The 16155-nt window shown below is 38.6% G+C and carries 12 protein-coding genes; 3 read left to right on the top strand and 9 right to left on the bottom strand.

Annotation, left to right across the window (positions count from 1 at the left end; all coding sequences use genetic code 11):
* Positions 1-17: 17 nt before the first annotated feature.
* The 9 genes from HMPREF0581_RS05685 to HMPREF0581_RS05645 form a co-directional block, all read right to left on the bottom strand.
* A complete protein-coding gene (locus tag HMPREF0581_RS05685) occupies positions 18-3155 on the bottom strand; it encodes a VaFE repeat-containing surface-anchored protein (protein WP_036381229.1) in 3138 nt (1045 codons plus the stop codon).
* 191 nt (positions 3156-3346) lie between these two features.
* A complete protein-coding gene (locus tag HMPREF0581_RS05680; protein ID WP_036381226.1) occupies positions 3347-4189 on the bottom strand; it encodes a hypothetical protein in 843 nt (280 codons plus the stop codon).
* 43 nt (positions 4190-4232) lie between these two features.
* Positions 4233-5021 carry a Fic family protein gene (locus tag HMPREF0581_RS05675; protein WP_036381224.1) on the bottom strand — a complete coding sequence of 263 codons (789 nt, stop codon included), beginning with the start codon at positions 5019-5021 and terminating at the stop codon, positions 4233-4235.
* 321 nt (positions 5022-5342) lie between these two features.
* Positions 5343-5801, bottom strand: coding sequence for a hypothetical protein (locus tag HMPREF0581_RS05670; protein WP_156918840.1), 459 nt, complete (start codon positions 5799-5801; stop codon positions 5343-5345).
* Positions 5801-6805, bottom strand: coding sequence for a ParB/RepB/Spo0J family partition protein (locus HMPREF0581_RS05665; protein WP_036381219.1), 1005 nt, complete (start codon positions 6803-6805; stop codon positions 5801-5803). The genes HMPREF0581_RS05670 and HMPREF0581_RS05665 overlap by 1 nt, the downstream gene beginning before the upstream one ends.
* A gap of 16 nt (positions 6806-6821) precedes the next feature.
* Positions 6822-7622 (bottom strand): ParA family protein, encoded by an 801-nt coding sequence (locus tag HMPREF0581_RS05660; RefSeq protein ID WP_036381216.1) that lies wholly within the window; start codon positions 7620-7622, stop codon positions 6822-6824.
* A gap of 12 nt (positions 7623-7634) precedes the next feature.
* Positions 7635-8030: a helix-turn-helix transcriptional regulator gene (locus HMPREF0581_RS05655; RefSeq protein ID WP_036381213.1), complete on the bottom strand. Its 396-nt coding sequence runs from the start codon at positions 8028-8030 to the stop codon at positions 7635-7637.
* A gap of 15 nt (positions 8031-8045) precedes the next feature.
* On the bottom strand, positions 8046-8699 hold the full coding sequence (locus tag HMPREF0581_RS05650) for a hypothetical protein (protein WP_036381210.1): 654 nt from the start codon (positions 8697-8699) through the stop codon (positions 8046-8048).
* A gap of 9 nt (positions 8700-8708) precedes the next feature.
* Positions 8709-8999 (bottom strand): helix-turn-helix domain-containing protein, encoded by a 291-nt coding sequence (locus HMPREF0581_RS05645; RefSeq protein ID WP_036381207.1) that lies wholly within the window; start codon positions 8997-8999, stop codon positions 8709-8711.
* A 504-nt stretch (positions 9000-9503) separates the two neighbouring features.
* Here HMPREF0581_RS05645 and HMPREF0581_RS05640 point away from each other — a divergent pair.
* From HMPREF0581_RS05640 to HMPREF0581_RS05630, 3 genes are all read left to right on the top strand, one after another.
* A complete protein-coding gene (locus tag HMPREF0581_RS05640; protein WP_009644848.1) occupies positions 9504-10973 on the top strand; it encodes a zinc-binding metallopeptidase family protein in 1470 nt (489 codons plus the stop codon).
* Between the two features lie 291 nt (positions 10974-11264).
* Complete coding sequence (locus HMPREF0581_RS05635; protein WP_036381202.1) at positions 11265-14279, top strand: transglycosylase domain-containing protein; 3015 nt, start codon at positions 11265-11267, stop codon at positions 14277-14279.
* 378 nt (positions 14280-14657) lie between these two features.
* A complete protein-coding gene (locus HMPREF0581_RS05630; RefSeq protein WP_009644731.1) occupies positions 14658-16064 on the top strand; it encodes a sodium-dependent transporter in 1407 nt (468 codons plus the stop codon).
* The last annotated feature ends 91 nt before the right edge of the window (positions 16065-16155 follow it).

The following is a 16155-nucleotide window of genomic DNA, read 5'->3' as shown; positions in this document are numbered from 1 at the left end:
CTTCTTCCTCCAGTATCCTATTTATCTTTTTTATTTTTCTTATTTTTACGCTTTACAGCAAGCATAAGTCCGGCGGCTGAAAGTAATAGAATGCTTGCAAAAATCCAGATTACATTCTCATCTCCTGTAATTGGATAACCGTTTGCACCGCCGTATCTTACATTCATTCGACCAACTTCAACAGTCTGGTTCATATCTGTAATATCTGAATGAGTTGCAATTTTAATGTTGTCATTATATAGATTCTCAAATACAACAACAGTCTTTCCTTCAATAGCAGATGCCGGGAATGCAAATTCCACCGTGATAGTTCCGGTTGAACTTATAGGTGTAAAGGTAGTTTCCCCTTTTACTTCCTTACCGTTCGCTATAAAAGGCTTACCTGTAGCCTTATCCATAAGAATGCCTTTTACGGTGTATTTTTTACCCGGAGCAAGATTCTTATATGACACTTTATCAAGTATTGTAACCATTCCGTTATTAACTCTTCCTAGGTTCTTAAAGTCTGCGGAAGTATGGATATTCGGATATTCTATACTCTGTCCTTTATCATTAATGTCTGCGTGTGTTCCAACTTTTATTCCATTATGGTATACATCCTCAAAAACAACGGTCGTCTTCCCCTGACGAAGAAGCGAGTTATATGTGAACTCTAAATCTATACTGCCTTCTGCCGTGTTCGGAGTAAAGGTCTTTTCTGCTGTGATTTTTCTACCATTTTCGTCTTTTATAGGCTTACCTGTATCTTTGTCCATAAGCACACCCTTTATAGTGTACTCTTTACCCGGAATGAGATTTGTATACTTAACTGTATCTATGAGAATCTCTTTTTCTCTTGGCATACCAAGCATGCTTCCTGTTTCGGCAGATTTTGCAGTTGTCTTAATTTCAGAAAAATGGACTGTCTGTCCCTCGTCTTCGATGTCTGTGTGAGTGGCAATTTCCTTTTTGTCATAATATAGATGCTCAAAAACAACGGTTGTTTTTCCGGCTAATACTGTGCTGTCCACATTAAATTCCAGCTCTACCGTTCCTCTTGCACCATTTCCATCAATAGTAGAATTATCCTTTGTCACGGTAAAGGTTTTTTCTGCTGTAACTCTCTTCCCATTTACCATAAGTGGCTTTCCTGTAGCCTTGTCCATAAGAACACCTTTTACAGTATATGTCTCATTTTCTGACAGTTCCTTATATGCCACCTTATCTATGAGGGTTATATTCTTTCCGTATGAGCCGATATTATCCGTAGTATCCCTATCCAATGCTGTGGTATGAATTTCCGGATTTAACGGTTTATTGGGCTGTTTAGGCGTATTTCCAAAGTTATATACAAGTTGGTCTTTGAAATTCAGGTCATTGTCTACATGAGTTACATAGACTTTAGAATCAACCTTATAACCTTTAGGTGCTTTAATTTCTCTAATTGTTACTGTACCTCTTGGAATAACAATAGAGCCTTTCTCGCTCTTGTAGAAAGCATCTCCGGATACTTTATATTTATCTTGCAAAAGAGATACATAATTCCCGTTTTGAGCTTTCATTGTTTTTAAAACCCATTTTCTAGTTGGAGTTTTACCTTCTACCTTATCAAGCATTTCATTATAGTAAGCTATTTCAAATTCAGCATCAGACATATCTGACTTATTTAAATAGCTGTTATCTGTAGCGGTCTTTTGAAGAACTATACCTATTGGGTCAAAAAGCGGTTCGTCTTTTGATTGCACCGTAGCAGTTTGTCCCGAAACGACATTTACAGTATGTACTGTAGGGTCTAGTGCAAACCCTTTCGGTGCTTTCGCTTCTCTCACATAATATGTTCCAGGGGTAAGTTTCAGCGTATTTGTCTTACCGCTTGCATCTGTTGTTAGCGACCCCAAGTATCCGGAGCCATCTTTGTTCTTAGACACCCGGTACTCCGCTCCTTTTAGTGAGTACATATTCTTGCACTCATCTGTAAGGTGTTTGTTGCTTGCCACACTCTTTTGCACCTTTGCATACCCTTTAGGCTGATATACTCCAAACATTAGGTCTTGTCCACTAGCACTAGCCCTATATACAGCATAACTGTTTCCGGGATCCGGTTGACTGTTAACATATGACATAAAAGCACTTAACCCTTGTGGATTTGTAGTTATACCACTTCCGCCCAAACTTCTATATCTGTTAGAAAGAGCCTGTGATGTTATTACTGTACCGGCAATTTCCGTCTTATTTGTATTTGACCCCCAAATTTTGTATGCACTATTATTGGAACTTGATGCAAACCCCGACCACTGAGCTGGACCTCTATACCCGTAGTACATTATTTTACGGATTGTAGTGTCCGATATGAGAGTTCCTGTAATTCCTCCAACTGTTGGAGTTTTACCGTGTTCTGCACAATATACAGCACCGCCATACACTCCACTTGTAGATGTTGTAAATTTGCCGTATTTATTTTGAGCCACTCTTTGTCCACTAGCATCATATCCATATTGATATTTTTCTATGGATACATATATAGATTTAGAACTTCCAAATGACCTCGGTACAGCAAAAATCTCCTGTACAGATGAGCCTAAACTCTCACCACCGGTAAAAGAAAGAATTGCTTCAGGCTTATCTCCTGTTACCTTAAATTTCAAAAGAGTGTTATTAACTGTTTCCTTGTTCTCAGATACCTTCTCTATGTCATTTAGTCTATATGTAAGCTTGTTACCATCTAATGCGTAGGTGTATACCTCAAAGGTTTCCCCTTTTTCTGCACTAATGTAATCCGTCTTTCCTGCTTCAATATCTCTAAGTTTCTCTTCAGGTTCGCCTACCTTTTTAACGATGAACGAACCATTTCCGGAAGCAGAAAATTTAACTTTTATATCTGAATTTATTTTATCTTCAGGCTTTGATTTTTCAGTTTCCGGTTTATCTTTTTTTGTTTCAGCCTTTTCAGTTTTAGAATTTTCGCTTTTATCTGGGTTAGTGCTGTCTTTTTCCGGAATTACCGGTTTTTCTGCTTCTTTTTCGCTTTCAACATAAGCAGAATTTTCTTTCAGATTTGTACTTTTAGCAGTTCCCTGTGGAATTGTTTCCGCGAAGGATAGAATTGGAACTGCTGTCATGCTCATAGTCACAAGTATTGCAAAAATCGCAGTTAATTTTTTATATTTTTTTATCATCTTTTTCCTTTCTTTGTAAAAAAATACACGAAAAAAAACGGCTGTGTACCGCTCTTAAAGTGTACCGCTCTTAAAATCTGTTTTAATTTTTATATTTATTATGGAGGTATACCCTTTAGTTTTTTTGCCATTCTCTTCTCCTTTGAATTTTAAGCATTAGAAAAACCACCCTTTCGAGTGGCTTAAATCATTTATCTGTATTCCCAATGTCCTTGCTCCGGATGTGTTACCGTGTATGGCACTTGCCTTGTACCTGTCTTGGTAGATGGATACAATCTTGATGGAGTGCCTGCATCACCCAGCTCACAGTAATATGCATATCCAGAATCATAATCTGGGAACTCTCTTCCTCCACATATATACACCGTATATGTGTATGTTTCAGTTTTGTATTTTGTTTCCGTCCATGCCGGCTTATCTACTACCCATACTTTCTGCTTGGAACTGCTCGAACCACTATTACTTTTAGGAGTTTCAGCAGAACTTCCGCTATTTCTGGAACTTGCCGGACTTGCCTGCTGTTTCTGTATTTCCTTTCCGGCTGGTGTGGATGTTTCAATTTCAGAAGTTGTAACCTCTATTGATTTTCCGGTCTTTTCTGTAATTTTAGCGTTTATTTCTTTAGTTAGTTTCTCAAGTTCCTTGTTCGATTTGACAGCATTAAGCTTTTTCTCATATGCCTTTAAGATTTTCTCAGCTTCAGCTTTCTTGTCTCCTGCCTGCTTTATTACAAGATCCTTATATGCCTTAATCTTATCCTTCCTTGTGGCGAAGGTTTTCTTTTCAGTTCTAAACTGCTTTACAATTTTCTTAATTTCATTATCATCTTTAGCTTTGTCAATGCTATTGATAAAGGATTTTTTTAGTGTTTCTATGCTCTTTTGGTCTTCTGTCATATATTCAGATGCCTTTAAAGCTTTAACTTCATTCATAGCTTCTTCTTTTACTGATTTAGAACATCCGGTAAACATTATCCCTATGCACACAAGTATCAAAAGGATAATAGATGCTCTTTCCATTTTCTTTATGTTCATGGTTATTCCTCCATAAATTGAATATTCTTTATGCCATTTTTAGTTAAATCTCAAGCCCCCTTTCTTTTGATTTTCCAAGTGTATGCTCCATATTTCTTACAAGAAGTTTCACTTTCTCTATGGCTTCAAGCTGTCCGTTATATACTATGTTTTCCATAAGGGAAGTGTCCCCAGACTTGTTATATTCTTTGAAAGCACTTCTATATTTTGATTTCGGCTCTATTACTATTGGTAGCAGACTTTCATTGATAAGGGATTGATTTAATATAACCCTGCCGGTTCTACCGTTCCCATCTAAAAAGGGATGTATCCGTTCAAATTCAATGTGCTTCTTTGCAATATATGTAATCTTATCCCCAAGTTGCATTTTGCTAAATGGCTTTATATACTTTATATATTCCCCCATTAGCTCATTTATATTTTCATGACTTGGCGGATAATATATTGCTTCTGAAAGAGTGCCTATATACACATTTTCTTTTCTATACCCTCCTGACAAGCCTGTAACTTCTTGAGCAATATTCTTTATCCAGCTTTCAGTAATATCCTTATATTCAAAACTTAAATATTTCTCAATTGCTGAATATAACCTCTTTGCTTCGTCATACTCTCTAAAACTATGTCCTGCTGATACTTCATCGTATTCAAGTAAGGATATGGTTTCACTAAGAGATAGTGTGTTACCTTCAATCGCATTAGAACTCCAGCAAAATGAATACTTAAAATCTTTATAGAAAGGTTCAAATATCAGATTTTCTTTCAATTTTTCTTTTATGTACGGTAATGTTTTTTCTATTTTTTTCGTTTTTTCCGTAAAATCTATGTTTATCATATATTCTCCTGCATTTCCACCAAATCTCTGCATGCGTTGCAATTACTGGTTTGTTTAGTTTATAGCAAACTTTTGTTTAATTTATATAATATATCTCTATGCTATTATTATAACATATGTAAATTTTCGCAAACGCTTAACTTTTATGCTTTCACTTGCTTTTTTTAATTTTGATATTTTAGTTTAGATAATTTATATATGAGTACCAACTCTGAACATTGTATAACAGGCACTTATATTGCTCTCTATCCCCTTTATATCGTTCAGTATTTCTAAGTGGTGAATAATCTGCAACTTCTCTTTTTCTTTTTCGGCTGAATATCATAACAATGCTTCCTTCTTCTCAATTCTCTCTATCAAGTCGATTATAGCATTTTTCACCTCTAAGGACAGTGCAATACTTTTTGCATCATCTCCTATTTCCACACCAAGCACCTCATCCTCAAGAAACTCTCTCATCTCATGAAAGAAAGTTCCATAACCCTTATTTTTATATAGCAAATATATCTCTGGAATACGCATCACATAGTATGATGTGAAAGTCTTGCAGTCTACATTTCCGGGTAAACCTCTTGTTGGATACCTGAATGTTGTATCCATCTTAAAATACAAATCCGGAAGATCTGTTACCATTTCTTTAAATTCGCTTAAGGCTTCTTTCAGTTCTTTGCTTTCAAAATCTACAGTAAACGGATTATCATATTTTTTGCAAAACTTAACTAATTCCTTTAGCTGAGTATTGCCTTGCTCCAGCTCCTTTTTGCTTACCTTTTCCATCATTACACCTCAATATTATTATCCCTAATATATGTTAGTGCTTTAACTATATAGTCTTCTCTCAGCCCTTTCTTTACTGTTGGTGGGAATAGAGCTTCGTCTATCCTGTACCTCTTTGGGCGTGATGGCTTTGTAGTATCCTGCTTAATATTAGTGCCTGCAATTTCCTGCATATCCACATCACTTATATGGCGGTCTTCACTTGCCTTCCTGATTACTTTAGCAATTTCCGGAGTAAGCCCCAGCCCGGCACTAATTAGACCTTCTGCTAAAGCCTGTTCATTCTTTCTTAGGTAAGACAACTGTTCTGCTACTTCCTGTGTTATAAGCTTATTTTCATAGCAAGTATATAGCGGATAGATTAGGTAGGTTAGACGGATTTTTCTTCTAACTGTTTTTTCACCAATGCCATATTTTTCAGCAATAATTTCACTACTTCTTAGCTTTGGGTCGTTCTGACCCGAAGCACTCTCCTCTGAAACATTTTGCTTTGGGTCGTTCTGACCCGAAGCACTTGTATACTGATTTTTGCCTTTTCGATTTATGGCTTCAAATATATTTCTATATGCCCAGCCTTTCTCAAGGTCTGTTACTTCCTCTCTCTGAAGGTTGGTATCCGCAATTATGATGCTTGCTTCTACATCATCAACATCCTTTATAATTGCCGGAACTTCTGTAATCCCTGCTGTTTTTGCTCCACGAACTCTATTATGTCCTGCCAGTATTTCATATTTTCCATCGGCTATAGGTCTGACTGTGATAGGTGTTAATATTCCATGAGATTTTATGCTTGCTACAAATTCATCCCATTCCTCTCCTGAAATAGCATGAAAATGATTAAGACTACTTTCCTGAAGCAAATTAACATCTATATTCTTAACTCCATTTTTACTGGCTTCCTCAAGTCTCTTTTCAGCTCCGCCGTATAAATCAGTTATATTTTCTATATCATTTTTGATTGATTGCTCGTCTCTGATGTACACACTTTTTCTATAATTCATTGCCATTATTCTTCTCCTTAACCTACTTTGCTACTTTCCCTTCAAATTCATCAGTAAAAGAAGAAATAGCCTTTGCAACAGCATTATCTTTATCATAAGTTTTAATACTAACCTTCATAATCTGGCTTTCTTTTAGTTTCACGCTTGCCGGAATTACGGTATTAAATACTTTTAGCTTGCCGAATAGTTCCCTTATTATGCCAATCATGTCTTTACATAAATTTGTTCTGCAATCAGCTTTATTTATGAGTACACCGGCTACTTCAAGTTTCGGATTGAAAAAACTCTTTATTTTTCCAAGTTGTTTTAGCAGGCTTTCCATTCCATCTGTAGAAAATTCATCTGCTTCTGTGATAATAAGAACCTCATCACTTGCAACTAAGGAGTTTTGGAAATCCACTTCAATCGATGGGGCATTATCTATAAGCACATAATCATAATTTTTGCTTTTAACTATTTCCTCAATGAAAAGTTTTAGCATTGTTTCCCTTGCCATAGCGATATTTAAAGCAATCTTTGTGTCTGCCATATCTATACAGCAAGGTACTACATCAAGATTATCGCTAATATTTGTCCTGTATATGTATTTCAAAGGATCAATCTCCTGCCCTTTCATAATTCCATTTAAGGCTGATGCAACGGTATATAGATTGTCACCAGTTCTGTGTACATCTATGCCCGTAGCTTTCGTTAAGTTTCCCTGACTGTCTAAATCAATAAGGAGAACCTTGTTCCCTCGCTCTGCAAGTTCTGCACCTAAATTTATAGTTATTGTAGTTTTTCCAACTCCGCCTTTATGGTTAACAACAGATACTATTTTCATAACCTTTTCCTCCTAAATGATTTCTCCAAGTTCAAACGCTACACCATAAACAAATTTTACATACTGCAATCTTAAATGAGATGAGCTATAGTGATATTCTTCTGCTATATCTTCCCATGTCACTCCATGTTCATAATGTTTGATTGCATATTTCCAGATTGGCTCTCTATACTCCTCACTAATCCATGCTGTTCCTGCTTCTATAGCATCTACAAATGCCTGCATACAATTTTTTGCAAGTATATCGTCCTCTGTTAAATTGATTTCTGATTTATCATCGATTCTAGCTATTTTTCTTTTGAACTCCGGATATGCTCTTATTCTGGCTGTCACCACTATGTATGTAGGTTTTGTTAGACCGTAGCATCCCTTTGGTAATTCATAATTTTTATCATATAATGTTGCCACATCACACCTCTCGCATCATATGCGTTCTTTTCCAATTTGTTTCCCTTTTTTAAGACACAAATCATAATCTGTTTCTACTATGTCACTTGTTCCAGTCCTTTTCTTTTCCAGTCCTACCCTTTTTATAATCTCATCAGAATTACAGAAAAGATTATCAAGCTCATTTTTTTCTTCATCGGTTAAATATACATTTTCAAATAATCCATATGTTTGGCACTTTTGGATTCTTGCTTCAAGCCCAGCTTGTAAAGCAAGCATATTCGCTTTTCTTTCCATCTGTTGCAATCGTCTTGCTTGTCTCTTTTCAGATTCTTTATTCCTTCTTCCAATCTTGTCATTTAAGAACGGAATATGAATAATAGTGCTTCCATTCTCCAACCAAACTTCTATTAGTTCTTGCTGGGTAAAATATTTGAGTGCAAGCATTGTTATTTCTGCATCCTCTCCTATATCTTTACAAATAATTGGTGCAATTTCTCCCGGAGAATAACCTTGAATTGTAATCCTTCCTTTTGTAGGAGTTGCTAATCCACAAAGTTCCAGAAATATAACAATAAACTGGTAACCATACATTGGAACATGTTTCATGTTTCTCATTCGTTCTTCAGTAAAAAAGGAAAAAACCATCCTATAGTACCAAATGAAAACATCGTCTGTACCTCTGTTCATGTCATTCTCCTACTTTTCTTCCTGTGCCTGAAAAATCTTCATTACTACAGCAAGTCCATCTATGCCGAATATTGATACCGCTTCGTTGTATAAAGCTACTTCAGCTCTGTACTTTGAATATCGCTTGTTCAAATACTCTTCTGCTGTCATTCCTCTTTTTAGTTCAAGATATACTGTTGCATCAGACACAGATAATTCCTTTGCTATTTTCTTTGGTGGATAACCTTCTTCAGAAACTAAAAACTCAAGGTTTTTTCTCATCTCCCAATTCCATGTGTTTGAGCCAGTTCTTTTTGCCATTTTTCTCCTCCTTCTTATATAACTATATATACTTATATTTTTCTCTTTTATAGTAATAGTTATAGTAATAGTAATATGTGCGGACTTTTGTCCGGACTTTGTCCGTATCATAACTTTTTTATATTACTTCAAAGGTAATTTATGAGATAACTTATCAAACCCATGTATTGAAACCGTTGAAATTGCAATAAAAAAAATTAGACTGCACTTTCTTTGTGCAATCTAATTATAAAACTCAGCATCATTAACATGACCCGGACGGCCTGTTTATCATACTAATATTATGATTCACTTTACTTCATTTCTATATATAATATATAAGTAAATATTTGCTTAAAACATTTCTATAACATTTGACATCACGTGACTAAAATAACTCCAATCACCTTGCATATCTGCTTTGTATACAAGAACAGTTCCTTTTCTTGTTCAAATCTTCACAGTTTATCTGTATAATAGGCAACGCATAAATGTATACATACAACAAATTTTGAGAGGATGATAATGCATAAATCTAACACGAAAACCACTGCGATTGTGCTGGTAATAATTATATTATTCGTCGGTATCATCGCATATTATAAGATGAATAAAACTCGTCTAGTCGACAAGAGCAACTACAGAAGCTTTCGAGAAGCGCTGATTGATAAATCTAAAGGGTTTAAATCCAACAAGGCTCTGCAGCACTTCATCGAGGAAGAAACTACTAAGGACAAGGTTATATACATTACCGATGAAAACGGAAATATAATCGTGACCAAGACAGCAACTGATGTTACAGCTCCTGCAACTGTCGTTGTTGCCGAATATAACTATAAAACGGCTGCTATGGATGCTGATACCCTTTCCACAATCCATGAAGTATCAACTTCAAATACTAAAGGTGGAAGTGTTATCGCTATCTTTCTTAATAATGACAGGAATGAACATTCTGGCGCACTTAATATCAATAAGTCATATATTCCTGCAAACTCTAACGTTATCTACGTGAGCAGCGGCAAGAAGCTGTATGTGTCAAATACCTCATTCGCAAGCGGCATGAGTAATCTTGCCATTCCGTACAGCACTGAGCCCAGGACTCAGAATACAGGTATAAAAATTAAAATTACCGGCATCAAGACTGATAGTCCAAGCTCCTACATCTCCCAGCAGCCAGATGTGTTCAACATACTAAACGGAATCATCTCCAAGTACAAGAATAAATCTGTTTCATACCAGATTGCAGATCTAAAAGTTGGAAACAACGGTAATATGTATCCGGATTCGATTGAATTTACAATGCTTGTAGATTCATTTAACCTCGAGGATACAAAGAAGTATTTTGATGGTCAGGTCGAGAGCTTTAAAAAGGCCAATAAGAAGTATTTTCCTGATGCCAAAATGACTTACTCAATAATTTCAGACGAAGCCAAACTGCCTGATACTGCAATAGGAGCGCAGACAATAAATGACCTCAGCACCTTTCTTTATATAGCTAAGAATAGCAATTACAGATTTAGTGACGATGATAAAATCCCCGCTAAGTATTCAAAAGGTGACGTTTACGCTACAAACACAATCGAGGAACTATATGTCGACGGCGATACACTCCATCTCAAAATGAATACAACCGGTGTAACTGAAGCGTATAGAGATCAAGTTATGCAGGAAAATGCATCTGCCGCATCACTTGCCGGCCTCACCATGACGACATCAGAGCTATATGGTTCATTTAAGAACAAAAACGACAAACTGTCCAGCGATCTGAGCAAAATATATTCTACCGCTAATGACAAGGCGGCTAAGACGATTGCTATTCCTGTGGACTCAGACAACAAATTTACAACGGCCTCTATCCTGAACAGTATTCAGGACAAGGCCAATATCACCCACATCAATCTTGATGATGACGATGAGTATGCAGGCATCAAGGTCACCAATACTATACTCAATTATATAAACTCTTATGTTAAGTCAGGTCTGATCAACTTCTGACACACGTCTAACTATAGGCACGATCTGGCACTTAAAAATATACAATAATTCGACCATGCTGCGAACAGCACTACGGTTCGTGTAAACCCTTATAAAATCAACGTTCACCATTGTTCATGGCTCCGCTCCGAGCAATGGTGAAACGCTTTTACAGGTAAATAGAATCAGCAAAATAAATTAAGCGTCTATTAATAATCACATAAATAATTTATGTGATATAATGTAAAAATCTACTATGATATGTGTAGGTGTGACCAAAGACAACAAACAATTCCTGATTGGAGGTTTCTTATGAAGTCTGATAAAGACAATATTTCTAAAAACGAACGTGAGATAGATGAATTTCTATCCAAGTTTGAAGCACTTGATGAAGATGATTCCGCGAATGTTCCTGTTGAGCATGGAACAGCTGACAGCAGCCAATCTTCGAAAGGCCATAAGAATAATAAGAATAAGAGGAACAACAAGGGTATAAAGCGTTCAGCATCAAAGTCTTCTAAAAAGAAGAGCGGTGCGTCTCTTTCCGGTTTAATAAGGGGGAATGGTGAACCACTGAAGGATCGACTGTTCCTGAAGGATAATCCTTACTACAACCCCAGTCTGGGAGCTGACGTTATAGTAAACGGCAAGAAAATCAAAAATACACCTAAGGTTGTCAGCAAAGGCAAAATTGCGAAGGACATCGTAGGTTTATTCGTGATTTTGTTTGTTTTGGCGATTTTATATACATTTATAATCATCAGTACTGCTCCAAAAATCGATCCTGAGAACATCTATGATTCAGTTGCGCAGAGCTCTGTAGTTTATGACGATCAAGGCAAAAAAGTAGATACTGTATTCTACAATCAGGATCGTCAGCTTATCTCATATAAGCAGATGCCCAAAAACATGATAAATGCATTTGTTGCGCTTGAAGACAAGACCTTCTGGAAGCACCACGGTTTCAATTGGACCAGAATGGCCGGAGCTGTAGTCCAATCATTTACAGGTTCCGGTCACATCAGTGGAACCAGTACAATCACTCAGCAGCTCGCTCGTAACGTATATCTGCCTAAAATTAAGAGCCAGCGAAGTGTTAGGCGTAAAATTCTGGAGATGTACTATGCAAGTCAGATTGAACGCACACTATCCAAGGAGCAGATTGTTGAGGCATATCTAAACACAATCTATTTGGGCTTTGGAAGCTACGGAGTATACTCTGCTTCGCACGCTTATTTCTCCAAAGACCCTAAGGATTTGTCACTGGAGGAATGTGCTGCGCTGGCAGCACTGCCACAGGCGCCGGACACATACGCTCTTGTGAAGCTTGCCGGCAAAGACTCTGTCACAGAAGGCGATACAAATATCATTCTGCGCAATCCTGATACCTATATCGCAAATGATATGTCCAAGAATCGTCGTGATACAGCACTCAAGCTTATGCACGACCAAGGATATATAACAGACAAGGATTTTAAGGCAGCTTATCACAAGAACCTTATCGACTTTATCAACCCATCTGTAAAGAGCAACAAGGGCGTCAACTCTTACTTCAATGAATATTTAATTGATGAGGTATCGCGTGACCTGCAGAAAAAATATGATATTTCACCACAGGAAGCTGAACGAATGATTTACACCGGTGGTCTGCAGATTCACTCAACCATGGATTCGACAGCACAGAAGGTTGCTGTCGAGGAGTTTAAGAACAGCTCTAACTTCCCTTCCCTGGTCAGCATACGCAAGGATTCATCAGGAAATGTCATCAGTTCGAGTGGAAATATAATTCTCTACGATTACAATGATAGCTTCAATTCTGAAGGAAACTTTACGCTTGGCAAAGACGAAGTGTCGTTTGGCAAGGATGGCTCAGCAACAATCAAGAGAGGTAAGAGACTCAACATTTATACTACCAAGACCGGCGGCAAGGTTAATTACAGCTTAGAATTTAAGAAGCAATATGTGCAGGAAAAAGGAACGTTATATATCTACTCCGGTGGATATATCAATGTTCCCAGCAAATACAAGAAGCTGGATTCAAGCGATGATCTGGTCATAGATAAGAGCTATTTCAAGGACTTCCCCAATTCAATGGTGAAATCCGGAAACACTCTGGTTATTAAACCTGATGCTTACTCTCTCAACGAGAAGACTATACAGCCTCAAGCTGCCATGGTTATCGTAGGCGTAGGAACCGGTGAGATAAAGGCTATGGTCGGCGGCCGCGGACAATCCGGCAGCAGATTGTATAACCGTGCGCTGAACCCCAGACAGTCGGGCTCATCTATCAAGCCTCTATCTGTATATGGTGCAGCCCTTCAGAAGAGCTATGAATATGCCGAAAAAGGTGAAACATGGCCGATGGTTGATTACAAGCACGATAAACAAGGGACTAGAGGCTATGGAGATTACCTAACGGCTTCATCGACAATTGTCGACGAACCAATGACATTTAACGGTAAGACATGGCCTAAGAACTCTAACAATAGATATTCCGGTGCTGTATCAATGCGTAAAGGTATCCAGCAGTCCATCAATACTGTAGCCGTCAAAATCCAGCTTCAGGTCGGAAACGAGTATTCGGCTGATCTGCTCAAGAAGTTTGGACTTACAACGATCGTTACCGAAGGTGCGACGAGTGACATGAACTCCGCTGCTCTTGCACTCGGAGGCCTTACAAAGGGTGTAATTCCTCTTGAGATGGCGCAAGCATTTGCGGTATTCCCTAACGGTGGCGTCAGACAATCATCTATAGCATACACAACGGTTACAGATAGACACGGGAAGGTTCTGCTTAAGAGCAAGTCCAAAAAGACAAAAGTTCTGGACGAAGGTGTGGCCTTCATCATGACGGACATGCTAAAGTCGGTTATCACTCAAGGAATCGCCGGTCCTGCTGCTGTAAGCGGCACACAAGCCGGTGGTAAAACTGGTACAACAAACGATAAATACGATATCTGGTTCGATGGGTTTACAGCAAAATATGCGGCTTCCCTCTGGATTGGAACCGATGTCAACATCAAGCTGTCCTCTATGTCCGAAATGGCTGCAAGACTGTGGGGCAAGATTATGAACCAGATTCCGGCTGCCAAGACAGGCAAATATAATGCAGCGCCTGATAACGTGATAAGGATAGGAAACGAATACTATACAAAAGGCACTGAAAAAGGCCGCTCCAGCTATGTAAGAAGAGAGGCAACGACGCAAAGACAGACGACTGGAGAAACCGAAGCTGATACATCAGATTCTGAGCAACAATCTTCGACAGATTCCGGTAACTCATCACCTAGCACGCCACCATCCGGTCCCACTATCCCCGGTGCATAAAAAATATTAGTACACGCACAAGGTGGATTTATTTTTCTAAACAATGGTTACAGCTAACCCGGGCAGGTCACACATAATATGCGGGACCTGCCCGGGTTTATAGCAAAATTCCATCTAATTTCATCAGCTGCGTTTAAGAATTCTATTCTAAATTTTATTTTTCCTCCAACGCATTTGATAGTATTGTCAAAAAATTTCATTTGTTTATTATTTGGCAAATCGCGTGTATCTGCTCAAATACAAGGCGTTGAACAAATTGTGACAAAAGGTGACAAATTTGTGACGATGCAGTCATATTGACAACACAAAATGTCGCTTTTATAATCAGATTGTACTTGTAATAAGACTTTGATTATTCTATGTATGGAGGTAGAAAAAATGGAACAGGAAAACAACAAAGGCCAATTTAATTCCAATTTTGGATTTCTGATGGCTGCACTCGGTTCCGCTGTAGGTCTTGGTAACCTATGGTCCTTCCCTTATAAACTAGGACTTGGCGGCGGATTCGCATTCCTTATTATTTACACTATTCTTGCTATCGTAGTAGGTTATCCTCTGATGCTATCCGAGATTGCTCTTGGACGTAAGACTCAGAAGGCTGCTATCGAGGCATACAAAGAAGCTGACCACAGATTCAAGTTCAACGGTATTCTTCAGACAATCGTACCTTGGTTCCTGATCTGCTTCTACTGTACTTTCGGTGGTTACATCAGTAAGTACTTATTTCAATCAATTACAGCACTATTCAGCAAGAGCGCAGTTCTTAACACCGGAGACCCGGGGGCACTGTTTGGCGGAATGGTAGGAAACGTTGGCAACTCCGTAGCTTGGATGGCAGGCTTCCTGATACTTACAATGATTATTGTATTTGGTGGAGTTTCCGGCGGTATTGAGAAGTTCTGCAAGATTGCTATGCCAGCTCTATTTGTACTACTTGTTATAGTTGTAATCAGATCTTGCACACTTCCCGGAGCTACTCCCGGCCTAAAGTTCCTCTTCTACCCTGACCTATCGATGTGGAAGAAGAGTTTCTTCAATGTAGTATCCCTGGCCGGTGGACAGATGTTCTTCTCACTGTCACTAGCATCCGGCTGCATCATCGCTTACGGTTCTTACCTAGGTAAGAAAGAGAACCTCGAGTCGAACGCTGCAATCATCACATTAGGTGACTCCCTGGTAGCTATCCTCGCAGGTATGGCTATCATGCCGGCCGTATTCGCATTTGGCCTCGAGCCAGGCGGCGGTCCCGGACTGCTCTTCGTGTCGATGACAACAGTATTCCAGTCTATGGGTGCTGCAGGAAAGATCTTCCAGCTTGCATTCTGGCTACTGGTATTCTTCGCAGCTCTGTCTTCCTCAATCGGTATGATGGAGGCCGGTATCTCCGCTATCCTTGACTCGAGAGTTAAGGCCGGTAAGCCGGCAAGCAGAGTTAAGGTATCTGTCGTGATGGCTCTAGCAGCTTTTGTTGGTAACTTCCTGACAACTGCTGATGCTCTCGGCGGAAACCCTAAGATGAACTGGTTCCACCTATTCGGACAGGCGGATGTATTGAGTGTATGGGATTGCCTCGCTGAAGGTATCTTGATGCCGCTAACCGGTCTGATTATGGCTATCCTGCTTGGATGGTTTGTACCTCACTATCTCGATGATGAAATCGAGAATGGCGGTGAGCGCATATTCAAGACAAGAGGATTCTATAACTTCTGCATTAAGTGGATAGGACCTCTCTTTATGGCAATGATCGTTTACGGACAGTTCACATCATTCTGGGGCGGAAAGTAAAAAATCTCGCAACGAGATAATGAACGGTATGATCAAAGTCTCAAGGGCCCTCCCGCCGGGAGGGTCCTTGATTTATTCATATTCCGATTTT

Source organism: Mogibacterium timidum ATCC 33093, assembly GCF_000525775.1.
In the GTDB taxonomy this organism is placed as follows: Bacteria; Bacillota; Clostridia; order Peptostreptococcales; family Anaerovoracaceae; genus Mogibacterium; species Mogibacterium timidum.
This window is presented reverse-complemented; position numbering and strand designations above follow the sequence as displayed.

Bases quoted from the DNA above. Each gene is read 5' to 3' on its own strand.
- HMPREF0581_RS05685 (WP_036381229.1), bottom strand. From the start codon at position 3,155: ATGATAAAAAAATATAAAAAATTAACTGCGATTTTTGCAATACTTGTG.
- HMPREF0581_RS05680 (WP_036381226.1), bottom strand. From the start codon at position 4,189: ATGAACATAAAGAAAATGGAAAGAGCATCTATTATCCTTTTGATACTT.
- HMPREF0581_RS05675 (WP_036381224.1), bottom strand. From the start codon at position 5,021: ATGATAAACATAGATTTTACGGAAAAAACGAAAAAAATAGAAAAAACA.
- HMPREF0581_RS05670 (WP_156918840.1), bottom strand. From the start codon at position 5,801: ATGATGGAAAAGGTAAGCAAAAAGGAGCTGGAGCAAGGCAATACTCAG.
- HMPREF0581_RS05665 (WP_036381219.1), bottom strand. From the start codon at position 6,805: ATGGCAATGAATTATAGAAAAAGTGTGTACATCAGAGACGAGCAATCA.
- HMPREF0581_RS05660 (WP_036381216.1), bottom strand. From the start codon at position 7,622: ATGAAAATAGTATCTGTTGTTAACCATAAAGGCGGAGTTGGAAAAACT.
- HMPREF0581_RS05650 (WP_036381210.1), bottom strand. From the start codon at position 8,699: ATGAACAGAGGTACAGACGATGTTTTCATTTGGTACTATAGGATGGTT.
- HMPREF0581_RS05645 (WP_036381207.1), bottom strand. From the start codon at position 8,999: ATGGCAAAAAGAACTGGCTCAAACACATGGAATTGGGAGATGAGAAAA.
- HMPREF0581_RS05640 (WP_009644848.1), top strand. From the start codon at position 9,504: ATGCATAAATCTAACACGAAAACCACTGCGATTGTGCTGGTAATAATT.
- HMPREF0581_RS05635 (WP_036381202.1), top strand. From the start codon at position 11,265: ATGAAGTCTGATAAAGACAATATTTCTAAAAACGAACGTGAGATAGAT.
- HMPREF0581_RS05630 (WP_009644731.1), top strand. From the start codon at position 14,658: ATGGAACAGGAAAACAACAAAGGCCAATTTAATTCCAATTTTGGATTT.